Annotated in this window: 18 protein-coding genes and 1 pseudogene; 6 read left to right on the forward strand and 13 right to left on the reverse strand. The window is 47.0% G+C overall.

The genetic code is table 11. From position 1 onward, the window contains the following. Nucleotides 1–310: 310 nt before the first annotated feature. Nucleotides 311–589, forward strand: a pseudogene (locus NE536_RS19665) (transposase); the annotation flags it as partial. Between the two features lie 164 nt (nt 590–753). Here the strand turns inward: NE536_RS19665 and hemB are convergent. From hemB to rraA, 12 genes are all read right to left on the reverse strand, one after another. Beyond that, nucleotides 754–1,761, reverse strand: a complete 1,008-nt coding sequence (gene hemB, locus NE536_RS19670) for a porphobilinogen synthase (RefSeq protein WP_006087116.1) — start codon at nt 1,759–1,761, stop codon at nt 754–756. A 9-nt stretch (nt 1,762–1,770) separates the two neighbouring features. After that, on the reverse strand, nt 1,771–3,657 hold the full coding sequence (locus tag NE536_RS19675) for a sensor domain-containing diguanylate cyclase (RefSeq protein WP_261273756.1): 1,887 nt from the start codon (nt 3,655–3,657) through the stop codon (nt 1,771–1,773). After that, the gene (locus NE536_RS19680) at nt 3,650–4,453 is read right to left on the reverse strand and encodes a TatD family hydrolase (protein ID WP_261273757.1); all 804 of its coding nucleotides are present in this window, start codon (nt 4,451–4,453) and stop codon (nt 3,650–3,652) included. The genes NE536_RS19675 and NE536_RS19680 overlap by 8 nt, the downstream gene beginning before the upstream one ends. Beyond that, entirely contained in the window at nt 4,453–4,980 is a 528-nt protein-coding gene (locus tag NE536_RS19685) for a type VI secretion protein (protein WP_261273758.1), read from the reverse strand. Before NE536_RS19685 ends, NE536_RS19680 begins: the two co-directional genes overlap by 1 nt. A gap of 45 nt (nt 4,981–5,025) precedes the next feature. Continuing rightward, entirely contained in the window at nt 5,026–5,781 is a 756-nt protein-coding gene (gene tatC / locus NE536_RS19690; protein ID WP_006083331.1) for a twin-arginine translocase subunit TatC, read from the reverse strand. Between the two features lie 3 nt (nt 5,782–5,784). Further along, the gene (tatB, locus tag NE536_RS19695) at nt 5,785–6,285 is read right to left on the reverse strand and encodes a Sec-independent protein translocase protein TatB (protein ID WP_261273759.1); all 501 of its coding nucleotides are present in this window, start codon (nt 6,283–6,285) and stop codon (nt 5,785–5,787) included. Nucleotides 6,286–6,291: 6 nt separating this feature from the next. Further along, the gene (tatA, locus tag NE536_RS19700; protein ID WP_006083329.1) at nt 6,292–6,531 is read right to left on the reverse strand and encodes a Sec-independent protein translocase subunit TatA; all 240 of its coding nucleotides are present in this window, start codon (nt 6,529–6,531) and stop codon (nt 6,292–6,294) included. A gap of 59 nt (nt 6,532–6,590) precedes the next feature. Continuing rightward, nucleotides 6,591–8,240, reverse strand: a complete 1,650-nt coding sequence (ubiB, locus tag NE536_RS19705; protein WP_261273760.1) for a ubiquinone biosynthesis regulatory protein kinase UbiB — start codon at nt 8,238–8,240, stop codon at nt 6,591–6,593. Next, a complete protein-coding gene (locus NE536_RS19710; RefSeq protein ID WP_261273761.1) occupies nt 8,237–8,857 on the reverse strand; it encodes a ubiquinone biosynthesis accessory factor UbiJ in 621 nt (206 codons plus the stop codon). Before NE536_RS19710 ends, ubiB begins: the two co-directional genes overlap by 4 nt. Beyond that, entirely contained in the window at nt 8,857–9,612 is a 756-nt protein-coding gene (gene ubiE, locus NE536_RS19715) for a bifunctional demethylmenaquinone methyltransferase/2-methoxy-6-polyprenyl-1,4-benzoquinol methylase UbiE (protein WP_006083326.1), read from the reverse strand. Before ubiE ends, NE536_RS19710 begins: the two co-directional genes overlap by 1 nt. A 245-nt stretch (nt 9,613–9,857) precedes the next feature. Further along, on the reverse strand, nt 9,858–10,922 hold the full coding sequence (locus NE536_RS19720) for a formimidoylglutamase (protein WP_261273762.1): 1,065 nt from the start codon (nt 10,920–10,922) through the stop codon (nt 9,858–9,860). Nucleotides 10,923–11,051: 129 nt separating this feature from the next. After that, a complete protein-coding gene (rraA, locus tag NE536_RS19725) occupies nt 11,052–11,537 on the reverse strand; it encodes a ribonuclease E activity regulator RraA (protein WP_006083324.1) in 486 nt (161 codons plus the stop codon). A 324-nt stretch (nt 11,538–11,861) separates the two neighbouring features. On the opposite strand from rraA, the gene NE536_RS19730 reads away from it, so the two are divergent. The 5 genes from NE536_RS19730 (at nt 11,862) to NE536_RS19750 (ending at nt 16,161) form a co-directional block, all read left to right on the forward strand. Further along, nucleotides 11,862–12,110, forward strand: coding sequence for a YgjV family protein (locus NE536_RS19730; protein ID WP_006083323.1), 249 nt, complete (start codon nt 11,862–11,864; stop codon nt 12,108–12,110). A 413-nt stretch (nt 12,111–12,523) separates the two neighbouring features. Then, complete coding sequence (locus NE536_RS19735; RefSeq protein WP_011847985.1) at nt 12,524–13,036, forward strand: phosphatase PAP2 family protein; 513 nt, start codon at nt 12,524–12,526, stop codon at nt 13,034–13,036. Between the two features lie 75 nt (nt 13,037–13,111). Next, entirely contained in the window at nt 13,112–14,152 is a 1,041-nt protein-coding gene (locus NE536_RS19740) for an MJ1255/VC2487 family glycosyltransferase (protein ID WP_259483830.1), read from the forward strand. 142 nt (nt 14,153–14,294) lie between these two features. After that, on the forward strand, nt 14,295–15,761 hold the full coding sequence (locus NE536_RS19745; protein WP_126491040.1) for a thioesterase: 1,467 nt from the start codon (nt 14,295–14,297) through the stop codon (nt 15,759–15,761). 175 nt (nt 15,762–15,936) lie between these two features. Further along, nucleotides 15,937–16,161 (forward strand): DUF6500 family protein, encoded by a 225-nt coding sequence (locus NE536_RS19750; RefSeq protein WP_063884284.1) that lies wholly within the window; start codon nt 15,937–15,939, stop codon nt 16,159–16,161. Between the two features lie 12 nt (nt 16,162–16,173). Here NE536_RS19750 and NE536_RS19755 read toward each other — a convergent pair whose 3' ends face one another. Beyond that, nucleotides 16,174–16,788: a DedA family protein gene (locus NE536_RS19755; RefSeq protein ID WP_220591834.1), complete on the reverse strand. Its 615-nt coding sequence runs from the start codon at nt 16,786–16,788 to the stop codon at nt 16,174–16,176. Nucleotides 16,789–16,889 lie beyond the last annotated feature (101 nt).

Consider the following 16,889-nt stretch of genomic DNA (forward strand, 5'->3'; position numbering starts at 1 on the left):
CGCTCCGCGAAAACCTATCTCGATGTCGCCCCGCCGCAAAGCGGGCTCCCCAGCTGCGCAATACATTGCTCCGCGCGACACATCATCAAAATGCTGCGCATTTTAGGCAATGATGACTCGCCCCCATGTATCCCCTTCGGGGATAAAAGAGAGTAGGTCATCGCCAAGCGCCTAATTATCTCATTGAGATGTAACGAAGCCAGCTGAATAAGCTGGCTTTTTTGCGTCTGAAATTTGTGAAATCAGCCTAGTTGGTTCTCAATTTATATCATTAAGATTAAATTTCTAATCGGTTCAGAGCCTCACAGGTATCTCAACCGCAACGGCATTCGGACGCCACGCACTGGTCATCATGGACCGAGCTGGCTGGCATCAACAGGATTTGACCGATAACTTTGATAATCTCACCCTCCTCAAGTTGCCTCCTTATTCACCGGAGTTGAATCCGATGGAGCCGGTATGGCAATGGCTGGGTCAAAATGTGTTGGCCAATCGTCGTGTTAGTGGCTATGGCGACATTGTCGAGCAGTGTTCTATCGCATGGAATGAGAGGAAAGTAAGAGTGATAGAGTTGTGTACTAGCCAGTGAAATGTTCTGACCAGTTAATTCATTAAGTTGGTATAGGTTTGTCTCCGGTTACTCTCTCCATAACTCCAAATGTGCTGATTTAGTCTCGATAGTTATCACCGGCTAGATACAAAAAAGCAGCCATAAGGCTGCTTTCTTCAATTTATACACAGCTATCGCGAGGTCTAAGCTTCTTTCAGCCACTGTGCGGCACGTTTAGCGAAGTAAGTTAAGATACCGTCTGCGCCTGCGCGTTTAAAGCAAAGTAGAGATTCCATAACGATGGCTTTTTCGGCCAACCAACCATTTTGGATAGCGGCCATGTGCATGGCGTACTCACCACTGACTTGATAGGCGAATGTAGGCACTGCAAGTTCAGTTTTTACGCGGTGCACTATATCTAAATATGGCATGCCTGGCTTAACCATGACCATATCGGCACCTTCTTGAATATCAAGTGCAACTTCGTGGAGAGCTTCGTCACTGTTGGCAGGATCCATTTGGTAGCTGTGTTTATTGCCGCCTTTTAGGTTGCCTGCTGAGCCGACGGCATCACGGAAGGGACCATAGTAGCTTGAGGAGTATTTGGCTGAGTAAGCCATGATTTGGGTGTTTACGTGGCCTGCTGCTTCTAACGCTTGGCGAATAGCACCTATGCGGCCATCCATCATGTCTGACGGTGCAACTATGTCAGCACCGGCTTCGGCGTGTGATAATGCTTGCTTCACTAAAATCTCGGTAGTGATGTCGTTTAGGATGTAGCCTGTCTCATCTATGATGCCGTCTTGACCGTGAGTGGTGAAGGGATCCAGTGCTACGTCCGTCATGATGCCAAGTTGAGGAAAGGCTTTTTTGAGCTCGCGTACAGCACGTTGCACTAAGGCATCGGCGTTATAAGCTTCTTCTGCCATTAAGGTCTTTTTCTCTGCAGGCGTAACTGGGAAGAGCGCAATTAATGGGATGCCTAACTCAACCAGTTCTTCGGCTTCTTTTAGTAGCAAATCGATTGAGTAACGTTCAATACCTGGCATAGAGGCGATCTTTTCACTGCGATTGGTGCCCTCTAGAACAAACATGGGATAAATCAAGTCATTGACCGTTAGTTGATTTTCGGCCATGAGACGACGGCTAAAATCATGTTTACGCATGCGGCGCATTCTACGCTGAGGGAAGGCACTGGTAATGATATTCACATTTGACTCCTAATTAGGTACTGGTCCTGCTTGAACTGATGAAAATAAGCTGACTTGATTACGTCCACCATTTTTCGCTTGGTAGAGGGCTTTATCCGCTTGTTCTAATAATTTGGTGCTGTGCTGATCGTTAGTGACGATATCGGCACTGACTCCGATACTGATAGTCAAAGGTATCGCTACACCTTCCCATTCGAAATTGATTGAGGCAACTGCTTCTCTTATCGTTTCAGCGACTTGGAGTGCACCATCTTCTGTTGTATTAGGCAGGATGATAGCAAACTCCTCACCACCATAACGTGATACGAGATCCGTTGGCCGCTTTAAATGTTGCTGTAATGTTTGGGCTATGGTTCGTAAGGCTTCATCGCCTGCAAGATGGCCAAATCTATCGTTGATCAGCTTGAAGCGATCGATATCGAGCATCAACAGGGCTATGGGGGTTTCTTGCCTGCGGCTGATCCGGCTTTCAGCGATCAAACGTTTATCGAAAGCACTGCGGTTTTTAACCCCAGTTAAACTGTCGATAGTGCTTTGTTCGGTGAGCTTTTGGTTTACCTCATGTAATTCTCTGAGGGTGATTTCAAGTTCTAAGGTGCGCTCTTGCACCATTTGCTCGAGTTTCTCATTGCTCTCGGCTTCCGCTTTTAGGGCTTCTTCCCGCGCACTGCGAATTTTCTGTGCTTGCTTCAAGGCCTCTTGCTGAATACGTAGCTTAGCTTTGCGTTCATCGTTATAGCGGATGGCAAGCACCAAAGACATAAAGATGATTTCAAACGTCAGGCCGAGCATGACAGGCGTTTGCGGTTTTAAATTGAGGTCAATCACGCTGAGATACAACAAGCTACTGATGCAAGCGCCTGTAAGCATACTCACCCAGCCAATAGTGTACATACGTGCCAGTTTATGGCCATTGATGGCCTGAGTAATAGCAAAGACCATCAGTACCAGGCTGAGCACTGCAACGGAAATGATCTCGATATAGAGCGCCGTTCCATATTGGATAAAAGGCGTGGTGAGTCCAACACAGAGGATATACACAGCGCTATAGCGACAAGTCAGCAGCATGCGGCGGTTTAAATATTTGAGCTGTAATATTTTTTCAGTAAACATCAGCGCAAACGCCATAACGATTGGCAGTAAAAACGGCACCATAACTTGCTGTAATATTGGCCAATTTGGCCAGAGGAATCGAAAGGCAAAACCGTTGATGGTAGCAACGAGCAAAGTCATGCTGAGCACGTAGCCGGAATAATAGCTGTAACTAAATGAGCCCGATGCAATGGCAATAAAGAGGCTAAAGATACCAATCGCGGCCAGTGCGCCGAGTTGGAAACCATGTTCGACGGCGGTGGATTCAGCAATCTGGGCTAAGTCGTTAGATGACCAGAGATTCAACGATACCGCAGCGCTGCCTTCGGTCTGAATATGCAAATAAAAAGTATGGGTATCATCCATGTTGAGCTTAAAAGGATACAGGAAGATATTGCTCAAAAATGGCCGTTCGTTATAGGGAAAGGTGTCGCCCATAAGCACAGTATTAGCGAGCTTATTATTGACTAAATGGTAGATAGTCACTTTGTCTAACAAGGGGTTATCTAACGCTAAAATGCGTGAAAGTGCATCGTCTGGGCTGGTTAAGCTGAAACTCAGCCAAAAATCATGGCCGCTGAGTTTTTGAATGTCTTTATTGGTGAAGTTATGCCAATCCGTTTTTGGCAAGGCTTGGATCTCGGTAAACTCCTTCGCCGAAGTGGGGTGGCTCACTATCAACCAAGGCGTAAGGTTTAACGGGGTCGCCGTTGATTCATCAATGCTTAATAGGGTTGCGAATGAAGGTGTTGAACACATCCATAGCCACAGCAAGACTATGAGTGACGAGTTTCGTTTAAGCATGGACTCGGTCCAAATTAAAAAAAGCTACGCTATTCTGGTAGCAACGCGCTGCAAACTCATCAGCGCTTTCACCGCGCAGATTTGCAATATAGTTCGCAATATAGGGGAGATATTCGGGCTTGTTCTTACTCGATTTAGGCTTAGGCCGCATGCTGCGAGGCAATAAGTACGGACTATCGGTTTCGATTAAAATGCGATTCTGCGGAATAAATGGTACGAGTTGCGCTAACTCTTGGCCGCGTCTTTCATCGCAAACCCAGCCTGTAATGCCTAAATGCAAATCGAGGTCGATATAGGCTTCCATTTGGGCGTGAGTGCCAGTGAAACAATGCAAAAGCGCGCCACTAAGCTGTGGGCGATATTCCTGCAGGATAGCAATAAAGTCTTGGTGGGCATCGCGTTCGTGCATCAGCACGGGCATTTGCAGTTCAACGGCTAAGGCGAGTTGGGCAATAAATGCTTGGCGCTGGATGGGGCGAGGAGAGAAATCACGATTGTAGTCTAAGCCACATTCGCCAACGGCAACCACTTGCGGTGCTTGGCAGAGTTCGGCTTGTTGCTTGCTTGAGTCGGCTTGCCAGCCACTGGCATGGTGAGGATGTACGCCAGCAGTGCAATAAAGTTGATTGGGATATTGTTGGCAAATCGTGATGGCAGCTGCACTTTCAGTTAAATCGCTGCCAATAACAATTAACGGCGAAACCCCTTGGTCCGCCGCCGCTTGTATTATTGATGCTGTGTCTGGTTCGAGTGCGCTGCCAAGTAAATTGACAGCGATATCTATGTATGAGGGCATTAGTTTAGGCGTTTTACCCGTGCCTTGGCATTGCGCTCATCAGTGCCCATTAAGAAAGAGCCAAGGGCTGCTTTTTCAATGTAGACTTTTTCGCCTTGCTTTAAGTTGAACTTACGGCCGTCGGTTTGTTTCCATACCTGACCATTAGTGAATGTTACTTTGATGGCACCGTAGGGATCTTCAGTAATAGACTGCACTTCCAGATAAATCTTATCGACCGTATTTTCTTGAACGCGCTTAGCTTCCATCCCAAAGTCATCGACAATATTAGCGGCTGGTGCTTGGGGCGCGGTGGCCGCTGCAGCTACTGCAGTCGGGGCTGCAATGGTTGCTACAGTCGCAGGCGAGGCTTGAGTGCTCGCTGAAGCAGGCGTTACGCCTTTGACGCTTTCTGCTAGCTTGTCATAGCAAATCAAGCGGTCGAGTTTATCGGCTGTTGCTGCACATTGGGTTAACTGTTGTTCAATGCTGGCATTTGCTTGGACTGATACCAGCATAATTGCTGCTGCCATAAGAGTTAAGCGCATGAGAATGTTCCTTATTATATTATTCCCCTAACGCCATCGAGGACGTTAGTCGTTTGTTTGTTCGCTATCTTCGTCTGACTCGTCGTCACCTTGCTTACTGTAGAAGCGAGCCGCTAATAAACCGCCTTCGAACAATAACAGCATTGGTACGGCAAGCATAGTCTGGGAAATTACATCGGGTGGGGTTAACAGCATGCCCACCACAAAGGCGCCTACGACGATATAAGGTCGTTTTTGCTTAAGTTCTTCAGGTGTTGTCACGCCCGCCCAGCATAGTAAAACAACGGCTATAGGGATTTCAAAGGATAGACCAAAGGCAAAGAACAGCTTCAGAATGAAGTTAAGGTAACTGGTAATGTCGGTCGCAACTTGAACGCCCTCTGGGGCATTGTTAGCAAAGAAGCCAAAAACGACGGGGAATACTATGTAATAAGCGAAGGCGATACCGAGATAAAACAATAAGGTACTGCTAAATAGCAGTGGCATTACCAGACGTTTTTCATGCTTGTATAAACCCGGTGCGACAAAGGACCAGATTTGGAACAACACATAGGGCACAGCCACAAAAAACGATAGTACTAGGGTCAGTTTAAAAGGGGCGAAGAAAGGTGCAGCAACATCGGTCGCAATCATGCTGCCACCAAGAGGTAAAGACTGCATTAAAGGTATTGCCATGTAATGGTAGATATCATTTGCCCAGTACACGCTGCAAATGAACACTAATAACACGCTGGCAATGGATTTTAGCAGCTTGGACCTAAGTTCAAGCAAATGGCTGATAAGTGGCTGCTGTTGCGACATGAATTATCCGTTGGCTTTCGGGTTAGAACGGGTATCCGCGCCCTGAGATGGCTCACTTGGAGTAGCGGGAGATGCCGACATTGGACTCGCCTCTACAGTGGCAGTCGGATTAGCTTGGCTCGCTTGAGCTGGACTAGTTTGAACTGTGCTCGCAACTGGAGAATGTATTTGATTCTCTGACGCAGGTGTGTCTTTTACCGGATCCTGAACTTGATAAGGACGGTTTACCGACTGTGCCGCTTGCTTCAGTTGTTCAATAGACTCTTTGAGTTCAGGTGAGAGGTTAGATAAACCTTTGCTCTCGGCTTTTTTAAGATCCGCATGTAACTGCTCGATCTTCAGCTCCTGCTCAAGTTCTTCTTTTACCGAGTTAGCCATGCGTTTCATCGCACGGATCCAACTCGTTATCGAACGCACCGCAACCGGTAGACGTTCGGGGCCAAGAACCACTAGCCCCAAAACACCGATCAGCAGCAGCTCCATAAAGCCGATACCGTCAAACATAAAGAGTTACGCCTGTTCTTTGTTAGACTCAGGTTTCTTTTCAGTCGCCTGTTGAGTCGTTTGTGCTGTTTTAGCCGCTTCGGTGTCTTCTAATGCCTTTTTATCTTCTTCTGAAGACATGGCGTTTTTGAAGCCTTTCACCGCACCACCTAAATCACCGCCCAAAGAGCGTAATTTTTTAGTTCCAAATAACAAGACAACGATTAATGCAACGATAAGAAGTTGCCAAATACTAATACCACCCATGAAGGTATCCTCTTAATTGATATCGGTTCTATTATGAACCTATGATTAATTAGTGCTAGCTAAAATTTGCGATTCTTTGGCCTAGATCGCCATCCGACAAACCACAATATAATGCCTGAAATTAGACAAACATAAGGGGTCCATAGTGTAGCGTCTCTATTGATCAATAACGTGCCACAGATCAATAAAACTGCAGAAGTGATAAGCAAGTAGTTACTCTTGTGTGCCTGCTGCTGGTATTTCAAATACTTATCTAGCATTTGTTGCTGAGAACTCAGCAATTTCCTGCCTAACTTAAGGTTATCGTAAATCAGTTCAGGGAATTCTGGTAGTTTATCAGCCCAATATGGCAGTTTTGTGGATACCTTTTTAAACATAGCCTTAGGTCCCACTTGGTCGGCCATCCACTGCTCTAAAAACGGTTTGGCGGTTTGCCATAAATCCAACTGCGGATACAGCTGACGACCTAAGCCTTCGATATAGAGTAAGGTTTTTTCCAGCAATACCAATTGCGGTTGCACCACAATATCGAAGTGGCGTGCAGTGCGGAATAATTCCAGTAACACATGACCAAAGGAAATCTCGTCGAGCGGCTTGTTGAACATAGGTTCGCACACTACTTTGATGGCCTGTTCAAAGGCCTGTAGATCGGTTTTTTCCGACACCCAGCCTGATTCAATGTAGAGCTGGGCAATTCGGTGATAATCGCGATTAAAGAAGGCGAGGAAATTTTCGGCGAGATAGCGTTTATCTACTTCGCTGAGTGTGCCCATGATGCCGCAATCGAGCCCTATGTAATAAGGGTTCTCTGGGTGATCGCGGGAAATAAAGATATTGCCCGGATGCATGTCGGCATGGAAAAAGTTATCACGGAACACTTGGGTGAAAAACAGCTCTACTCCGCGCTCAGCCAATAACTTAAAGTTGGTGCCTTGCGCTTTAAGGGCGGCAATATCCGAAACCGAAATACCGTAAATGCGTTCCATCACCATCAGGCGTGGATAGCAAAACTCTTCATACACATAAGGCACATAGAGCGCATCTGAGTTCAGGAAGTTGTTGCGTAACTTGACTGCGTTTAATGCTTCGAGCTTAAGGTTTAACTCACCTAAAATGGTCACTCGGTAATCTTCGATCACTTCGGCAGGGCGCAGGCGGTTGCCTTCACCGAGGAGGTATTCAATCAACTTGGCGGTTTGCGACATCAACTGCAGATCGGCTTGAATCTTGGTTTCTACATTCGGCCGTAGCACCTTAAGTACGACGTCTTTACCGTTAGATTTTAGGGTCGCGGTATGCACTTGAGAAATAGAGGCTGATGCCAATGGTATTTCATTAAAGTCATCGAATAGGGATTCAATCGGCGCTTTTAGTTCAGCTTCAATCGCTTGGCGGGCGAGCGCACCATCAAAGGGCGGCACCTTGTCCTGTAGCATGGCTAATTCACTGGCCCATTCATCGCTGAGTAAATCGCGGCGGGTCGAGAGCATTTGCCCAAGCTTGATATAAACGGGGCCCAGTTCCTGCATCGCCAATTTTAAGCGTTCGCCACCGGGCTTATTTTTATGCTTATTGCGTATCCAGAACAGACTATTACGGGCGAGTTTAAAGTACCAAGGTGTCATCTTTGGCGGCAATACGTCATCTAACCCGTACTGAAGCAAGGTCTTGATGACATGGTAACCACGGCGGATACTGGCAAGGGTCATGGCTTAATTTGGTCTCTTAATTGGGCAATCCGTTGTTCAATCGCGCGGGTATCGGCAACTAAATCATCCATTTGATCGCGAAAATGAAGTAACTCAATTGGGTGCGGTGTGAGTCGATACTCTTCAACGGCGAGTTGGCCTAAATGGGAGCGCGTTTTACGCAACACTTCGAGTGCAAAACCCTTTGCCTGATGGCCTGTGCTGATGAGCTTGTGGGTGGGACCATCACCTAAATAACGCGAAATTGGCTCGGCAAAGTCAAACTCGATGCCACGTAGATATTGGCTAAAGCTTTGTAATAAATTGAGGTCACCCTCAAGCTTGAGCTTATCTTGCTTGATAAGTTCAGTCAGGTTTGCACCTTCGGACACGCGATAAAGCGTGGTCGCATCGGCATGCAGACTGACATCGATATCACCTTCATAGCGGCTCAGTACTTGGATCTCTTTGGCAAACACCAAATAGAGTGGCCAGCTGAGCTGCGATAATTGGATGCGAAAAACTTTGCCATGCAACTGGCGCTGGCGCGAATAGTCGTCACCCGCTTGAGCCTGAAGTTTTTTCAGGCCCGTTTCAATTGCGGCGCAGACAAGCAGCACAACTTCTTGCGGCATCATTAGAATTTATAACCACGGTGCAATGCGACAATGCCGTCGGTCATGTTGGTGTAGTCGACTTGTTCGAAGCCTGCATCCACCATCATTTGCTTTAATGTGTCTTGATCTGGATGCATACGAATCGATTCAGCCAGATATTCATAGCTGTCGGCATCTTTAGTGATGAGTTCGCCCATCTTAGGTAAGACTTTGAAGCTATATAAATCATACACTTTGCGCATAATTTCATGCTGAGGCTTAGAAAACTCTAGCACTAATAACTTGCCACCGGGCTTAAGCACGCGGTTCATCGAACGCAGCGCTGCATCCTTATCGGTCACGTTACGCAGACCAAAGGCGATGGTAATGATATCGAAGTGGTTGTCGGGAAACGGCAGTGCTTCGGCGTTGGCTTGCACATAACTGACATTGTTGACTATGCCCTTGTCGCGCAACTTAGTGCGACCGACTTTTAACATGGAATCGTTAATGTCAGCTAAAACCACTTCACCTTTATCGCCCACTAAGTGAGAGAATTTTGCGGTTAAGTCACCGGTGCCACCAGCCAAATCGAGCACTTTCATGCCAGGGCGGGCGCCAGAGACTTCAATGGTGTAACGCTTCCAAAAACGGTGAATGCCGAAGGACATCACATCGTTCATTATGTCGTACTTAGCGGCAACAGAATGAAACACGCCGGCAACGAGTTCGGCCTTTTTATCGGCCTCTACGGTTTTGTAACCAAAGTGGGTACTTTTAGATTCGCCCTCAGACATCAATGTGTTCCTATTGTTTTGCAATGTATTAGTTGCGAGTGTAAGCCATCGCCTGCATTTGCTGAATCTTTGATCTATCACTCTGTGATCGAGCTAGTAAACTAACTACAATGCCTTAGCTTGAGGCACTCCCTAGCAGTCGTAGGATTAAGTGCTTGTCGACCACGTAAAATGGACTGGCATTAGACCACAATATCAGGATTTGGTGAATAGCTTAGCGCCCTGTTGGCGGTAACTGATGGCGCTCATTGCGCCAAAAACTGTATCCGAGCCTGCACATAAGCGTAGATAAGTTCGCTGAGGCTTTGGCCAACATCCCTAAATCCAGCTTCAATTCCCGCTTCGTGGCAACTTGGCGCAGCCTCGGCTAAATGCAAATAAGCGCATGGGCAGTGGCGGGCGATATAACTGACATAATGCGCCGCATCGAGCAATGGCACACCCGCTGCCGTTGAGGCGCTACTGGGCATTTTAGCGATAGCGTCGACGTCGAGCTCCAGCCCTACGGGCAAACCTGTGTCATTCAGTTTGGCGGCGATCTCAAGCAAGGCTTGGCTGAGACTGATTTCGCGGCGTACCCAAATCTGTTGCAAGCTATGCCAAGTACCACCAAATTCGCTGAGTTGACTTAGATTGGCTTCGCTGTTTTTTAACTCGTGTAAACCCAGCACATGGTAGCAACCTAAGGCGCCGCGATCGGCTGCGTAACTAAAGCCATTGCCGCTGTGACGACCTTCGAGCAGACGAAAATCCGAATGAGGGTCAAGATTCACCGCCGCAACTTGGCGCTGATAGTGGCCGTAGGTCGCCATCAATAAACCATAGGCATTGTTGTGGCCGCCGCCGATGAGTATGGGTTCTAAACCCGCCTTTAAAATTGCACTGACGATGCGGATCACGCGCTCATCGAGTTGCTCCACCGCATCACGTAATTCATTTAAGGTGACGTTAGTGTTATCTGTTGTATTACTCGCGGTTTGTTGCTGCAGATCGGCTGTGTTCACTTGGCCTAATACTAGGCATTCGGCACCAGAAAGAAAGCGATTAGATTGCAGATTGAGCCATTGGCGCATGCTGGTAGTGAACGCATCAGTCGCGCCGCCGCGGCCCAAATTGGCACGTGGGCCGATATCTTCACCGACGCCGAAAATGGCAAAGCTTGCCCCGTGGGCTTTGGCAGTGGCGAGTATGGTCTCTAACGTATGTTCGTGATTAGCCAGATGGACGCATTGGCCTAGCTTAGTTTCGCCGGTTCTTGGGCTGACTAATGAGGCAATATCTGTCTGGGTAAAGGGAATAAATTCAGGCATAGATTGATATTCTTATTCGGCCGGAGTCGAGCTATTGTGGCCAGTGTGGCGCGAGGATTCAATGGGGAAACGCTGAAAATAGTGAATAAAAAAGCCAGCTTAGCTGGCTTTCTTGGCTGAACAGTGAGATTACTCAATGTCGAGTGGTTCAGGTGATAAAATCACACCTGTGTTATCAGCATAAATGTGATCGCCGGGTAAGAAAGTCACACCGCCAAAATTGACCGGAATTTCCACTTCGCCCACTGAATTGCCATCAGCACCCACTGGAATTGAGGCAAGAGCCTGAATACCAATGTCTAACTCTTCCAATGCATCCACATCGCGTACAGAACCGTAAACGATAATGCCTTCCCAGTTGTTGCTAACCGCAAGTTCAGCGATAGCACCATCGATCAGCGCACGGCGTAATGAGCCACCGCCATCAACGAGTAAGACTTTACCTTGACCATCCTCTTGTAGGACTTCGGTGATTAGGCCGTTGTCTTCAAAGCACTTGATGGTGCTAATAGAACCGCCAAAAGAGCTACAACCACCGTAGTTACTGAACATGGGCTCGACTACATCTACGACATCTAAGTACATGTCACATAATTCTGAGGTGTTGTATTCCATATTTACACTCCTATTGATCCGCGTTGCGTACAGTTTAGCGAGTTTACGCCAGTATAAAAGGGATTCTTGAAAAGAAAAGTGTTATCAATCACGGTATTGTTGCCATTGGGCTGTTAACACATCTGTAGTAAATTTTCGTCGCACTTTAGAAGTTATGCGGTAAAACTTGATATTAGTCATTAAATAACGGTTTTTTATTACAACTCTGTTGCGTGCTTTGGTATTATATCCCAAGTTTAAATTAACTTACTTAACTTAATTTGCTTTAGGGGCATGGACCCCCCGTTACGCTTATGGACGGTAGAGGGCCTTCGAGAGGTGCCTATGGAAGCTGTAAATACGATTGAAATTATTGGTTATTTTGCCTCTGTAATGGTGGCGATCTCTCTAATGATGAAGAATATCATTTGGTTGCGATGGTTGAATTTTGTGGGATGTACCCTGTTTGTTGTTTATGGGGTGTTTATTTCTGCTTGGCCAGTGGCTGGCATGAATGCGTTTGTTGCTTGTATTAATATTTACCATTTGACGAAAATTTACCGCGCTAAGGCGAATACTCCCGCCGCAGCCTAAGTTTATTTGATTGTGTTGCTCTTGGAATTCACGTTTAGAGCAACACAATATCCTGTCTCAGTCCTATCGCTATTCCTAAATAAATCCCTTAGCTCCAGCATAACGTCCCTAGAATCCTTCTAGATCAAAGCCCAAGCCATGCTTCTTGTCATAAAACCTTCGAGCAGATGTCACTTAGCCGTCACAGGTCTTTCTTAGTCTCAAGTTATCTAATAGTGCTTTAGCTAATTCGATTCGGATTTGACCATTAGTAAACCGTAAATTAGCCAGCAAACGGTAAATAACGAATTCAATCGTGAGTAGGGCCTTGGTGAGTCGGTTGCGTGATACCAAGCACTCTAAGCGTCGTCGAGAGAATGCACAGATTAACATCACAGTAAAACTCGCTGGCATGCCAGCAAGGAGCCTGTTTTATGTTGAGTTACGTTGCAGACTTAGATAAGCGAATGTTTTGTCATATCGTGAGTTTTACCCAACGTCATGGTTTATATGCCCATGCAAAGCGGGTATCGGCGAGTGGCGATGGGCATGTGTATTTATATTTGTCAGTGGGCTTGATGCTGACTCACGCTCAAGGGCAGGCCTTATTCAACTTGATGTTAGCGAGTTTTCTGGTGGAGTTGCCGCTGTATTTACTGTTGAAAAATAGCATTCGCCGTACACGACCCTGCCATGCGCTTGTGGGATTTGAGAGTGGTTTTGAGCCATCTGATCGCTTCAGTTTACCGTCGGGTCATACGGCCGCAGCCTTTGTGATGGCAATGAGTGTGGCGCAAGTTTACCCAGCAGCGGCTCCTATCGTGTTTTTATGGGCTTTTAGCATAGGGGGCTCACGTATCGCACTCGGCGTGCATTACCCCTTAGATATTTTGGCAGGAGCTTCATTGGGGAGCGGGGCGGTATTGCTGGTTCATCCGGTGATTTAATTCAAACAAGCGCACGTTAATCATTTCATCTCATTAGTTGGAATTCTCCTTCACTCATCAGTTTAAGGATACGTAATGCGAATACTCTACGGAGTTCAAGGCACAGGGAATGGCCACTTAAGTCGTGCACGCGTCATGGCTAAAGCACTGATGAAACAAGATATTGAAGTGGACTTTTTATTTTCGGGGCGTAAGCCAGATCAGTTTTTCGATATGGAATGCTTTGGTGATTATCGCGTACAAGCGGGCATGACGTTTGCGACTCACTCCGGGCGCGTGAATGTGCCGCAAACGGTTCGGCAGAATCTGTCATTGTCGTTATTTAAAGATATTAAAGCCTTAGATCTCAGTTGCTACGATCTTGTGCTCAACGACTTTGAGCCAGTATCGGCTTGGGCGGCGCGGCGCCAAGGCGTGCCATCCATTGGCATTAGCCATCAGGCGGCGTTGACTCACCCAGTGCCGAAACTCGGTAGCACTTGGTTTAATGAAATGCTGCTCAATAACTTTGCCCCTGTGGATGTGGCGCTGGGTTGTCATTGGCACCACTTTGGTTTTCCTATCTTGCCGCCTTTTGTCGAAGTGGATGCCAGCCCATTCGAACACACGCATCAAATCTTAGTGTATTTGCCATTTGAGGATGCGGATGTGATTGCTCGTTTCCTGTCGCATTTCAGTGACTATCAGTTTTTGGTGTACCACAGCCAACAGCCTAAGGGACAAGTTGCGGAACACATTAAGTGGCACGGCTTTAATCGTGAGGGCTTTAAGCAACATCTTGCCAGCTGCGGTGGCGTTATCGGCAATGCGGGCTTTGAGCTTGCCAGCGAAGCATTAACCTTAGGTAAAAAGTTGTTAGTGAAACCACTGATTGGCCAGTTTGAGCAATTATCGAATGTGGCGGCGCTGCAACTCTTGGCGGCCGCAGATAGCATGATGAGTCTCGATGTGAACGTCGTGAAGCGCTGGCTGAAAACTGCATCACCTAATCCGATTGCCTATCCTCAGGTTGGGGATGCGCTGGTTAAATGGATTGATGGCGGCGATTGGCACGATAGTCAGCCGCTATGTAAAGAGCTGTGGAGCCAAGTTACGCTGCCTGATACCTGGCGTTAAATCAGCTCATAAGCTGTGGTGAAAAGCGATTTAGGCACTAGCTGGGTCAATGGGGTTAGCGTATAATTTCGGCACTTTTGCTGTTAGCCCCTTTCAGCACGTCTATTTTGGCCTAGCTTGGCCGTTAATTATGTTGTTATAAATGAGCCTGAAAAAGTTTACCCAGTACAAGTTACTGTTTTTAATGTTGTTGTCGCTTTGTGTCTTACTCCCTTTTATTCCAGATCAGGCTTACCACATTCCCGGCCCAGATATCGCGAAGCAAAACTTCCATGTGATTGAGTTTAACGATCAAGGTCAGCCCCATGACGAAAGGCAATGGCAAGGTCTAGAGGCGCGCATATCCCAGCCTGAGCCTGCTCAAATCCCTGAACTATTGATTTTTGTCCACGGCTGGCACCACAGTGCAGAGCCTAAAGATGAAAACTTTATTGCCTTCGAGCAGTTTTATCAGCAGATGGCGGCGTCCGATACGCAGCGCAACTTATTGGGTTTGTATATTGGCTGGCGCGGCGATAAATACGATCCTTTCTGGCTCGATGGCTCAGATGATGCTAAAAGCTGGATTGAACCTTTAGATTTTCCTACCATTTTACAGCGTAAACGGGTTGCTAAACGCATAGGTCAGCTAGGTTTATCTCAACTGCTTGATAAGCTAGATGGCTTAGTGACAGAGCATAAACTGCTGCGTTATACCGTAATTGGTCATAGTCTTGGCGGGGCGGTTGTTTTGCATGCCAGCAAAGACCGCATCAAGGCTGCTATCGATCATCAGCAGGATAATCCCAATTTATTCTTACTGTTAAACCCTGCCGTGCCCGCGAAGGAGTACCAGCCACTCGATACCTTGGTGAGCTTAGATAGGCAAAAACCAAGTATGGTGGTATTGCAGTCGAAGGGCGATTTCGCGGTGAAAGAAGCTTTCAATTACATCAAGGATGGCGAGCGCGCCGTTGGTAATTCTTGGGCTATTACCCACGATATCGACAAATGCTCAGGTGGTAATTGCACTACGCCAATGAAGATGCCGTCGGCCTTGATGGCGCACGATCAAATCCCTGGCTGTATGATGACCTTGCCCCATTCTGGTTGGAAAATTCGTGCTCGTCTGCAGGCCCGTCGTACCGTGCAGACCTGTCCCGATGCCAATATGCAGGCAGTGTGGGTGCTGGCGGTGTCAGATGAAATCGTCTCAGGACACAATGGTATTCTCACACCGGATCATGCCAAAGCCTTGTCTGAAGTGATGAGTATGATTGATTTGTATCGAAATCAATTACCTAAACATGCGGTGGAAAGTCCCGCCAACCAAGATCTCGGCACCTTAGCGCCAGAGTCAGAAGCGGCAACATCCACACAAGGTGAAGCGCCTGTGCCACAAGAGCCGGTGATGATTGTCGAGCCTTTGCCTGAAGAACAAGGTTCACCGACGCCTGAGGTCAACGCACCATTGCAGGAACCAAACGTATCACAGGAACAAGATAAGTCTGCCGTAACTGAGGTACCGCACGCGCCAATCAAAGCGCCAGAACTAGAATTAAAACCAGAGTCCAAGCCAAATGACGGCGCAGAGCCTCAACCTAAGGTTGAGACTGAAGGCATAAAGTGATCGGTAGTGCTGAGAAGCATGTCGAATTCAGCTAGTGATGTTACTTGCTATGCACAGCCCTCAGGGCATTTTCTTGAAACCAAAATTGGCTGAGCTTAGAAAGCAATAGGCATATACATCAAGTGTTGTATGTCATTGGAAATAATAAGCTGGCCAATATACTTTGTGAGTCAATATGAGAGCTGAGTTAAGAGCAAAAATCATCACGGTTTGTCATAAAAAAATTGAGACTAAAGGCGATAATGTCGGTGTCTCATTTTACGCCTTCTTTGCGAACAAGAATGATAATCCAGAGTTGCTTATGGAAGCGGCGACTTGGTGGATTCAAACTCATCGCTTAGATCATTTTGTTAATGCTCATAAGGTGATAGAAATAATCCAAAAGGAATCGGAAGAATAGATCCTAAATCGCTTACTGCGGATTTTTGGTTTGCCACCTGCGCCAAGTGTAGGTGATTAGCGCGGCGAGTATTAGGCTGACAATGGCCCATGTGGGGTATTTGTGCTGATGGTAAAACGTCAGCATTGGAGCAATTTCATCGCGGATTAACACTGGGCCTAATCCAAAAAGTGCCACCCAAATGCTGGTGGCTAGGGCATTACCTATCACAAATTGCTTAAGTGGCATTTTAGCCAAGCCGCAGCCGATAAACATAAATTGTTTTAATCCCTCAACAAAACGACTCAGCACTAAAGCGGCAATGCCATATTGACCAATAACGCCATGGATTTTGTCTTCTAATTGCGGTTTTATCCAACCCTTCTTAAGCAACACATCACCAAAGCGCCAACCGATAAAATATCCCAAACTGTTACCGCAGAGTGCAGCGCAAGCTGCGACGATTAACACCAATGGCAGTGACATTTGCCCTGTTGCAGCTAATAAACTGGCAACAATCAATAAGGATTGCCCCGGCGCTGGAATGCCAAAACCCTCGACAGCAATCGCGATGAATAGCAGCACATAGCCGTATTGCTGCAGCCAAGGGGTGAGTTCGGTGATGATATGTTGTAGCGCTTCTGGCATGGATGAAAGTGATCGAATCAGTGGGACAATTAGCCCATCATACTAGCCAACTTCTCTGTCTGGATAGATTTATGAGCAAAGTTTCATGCCAGTTTTAGTTA

The sequence above is a fragment of the Shewanella septentrionalis genome, from assembly GCF_025370265.1.
GTDB classification, from domain to species: Bacteria; Pseudomonadota; Gammaproteobacteria; order Enterobacterales; family Shewanellaceae; genus Shewanella; species Shewanella hafniensis.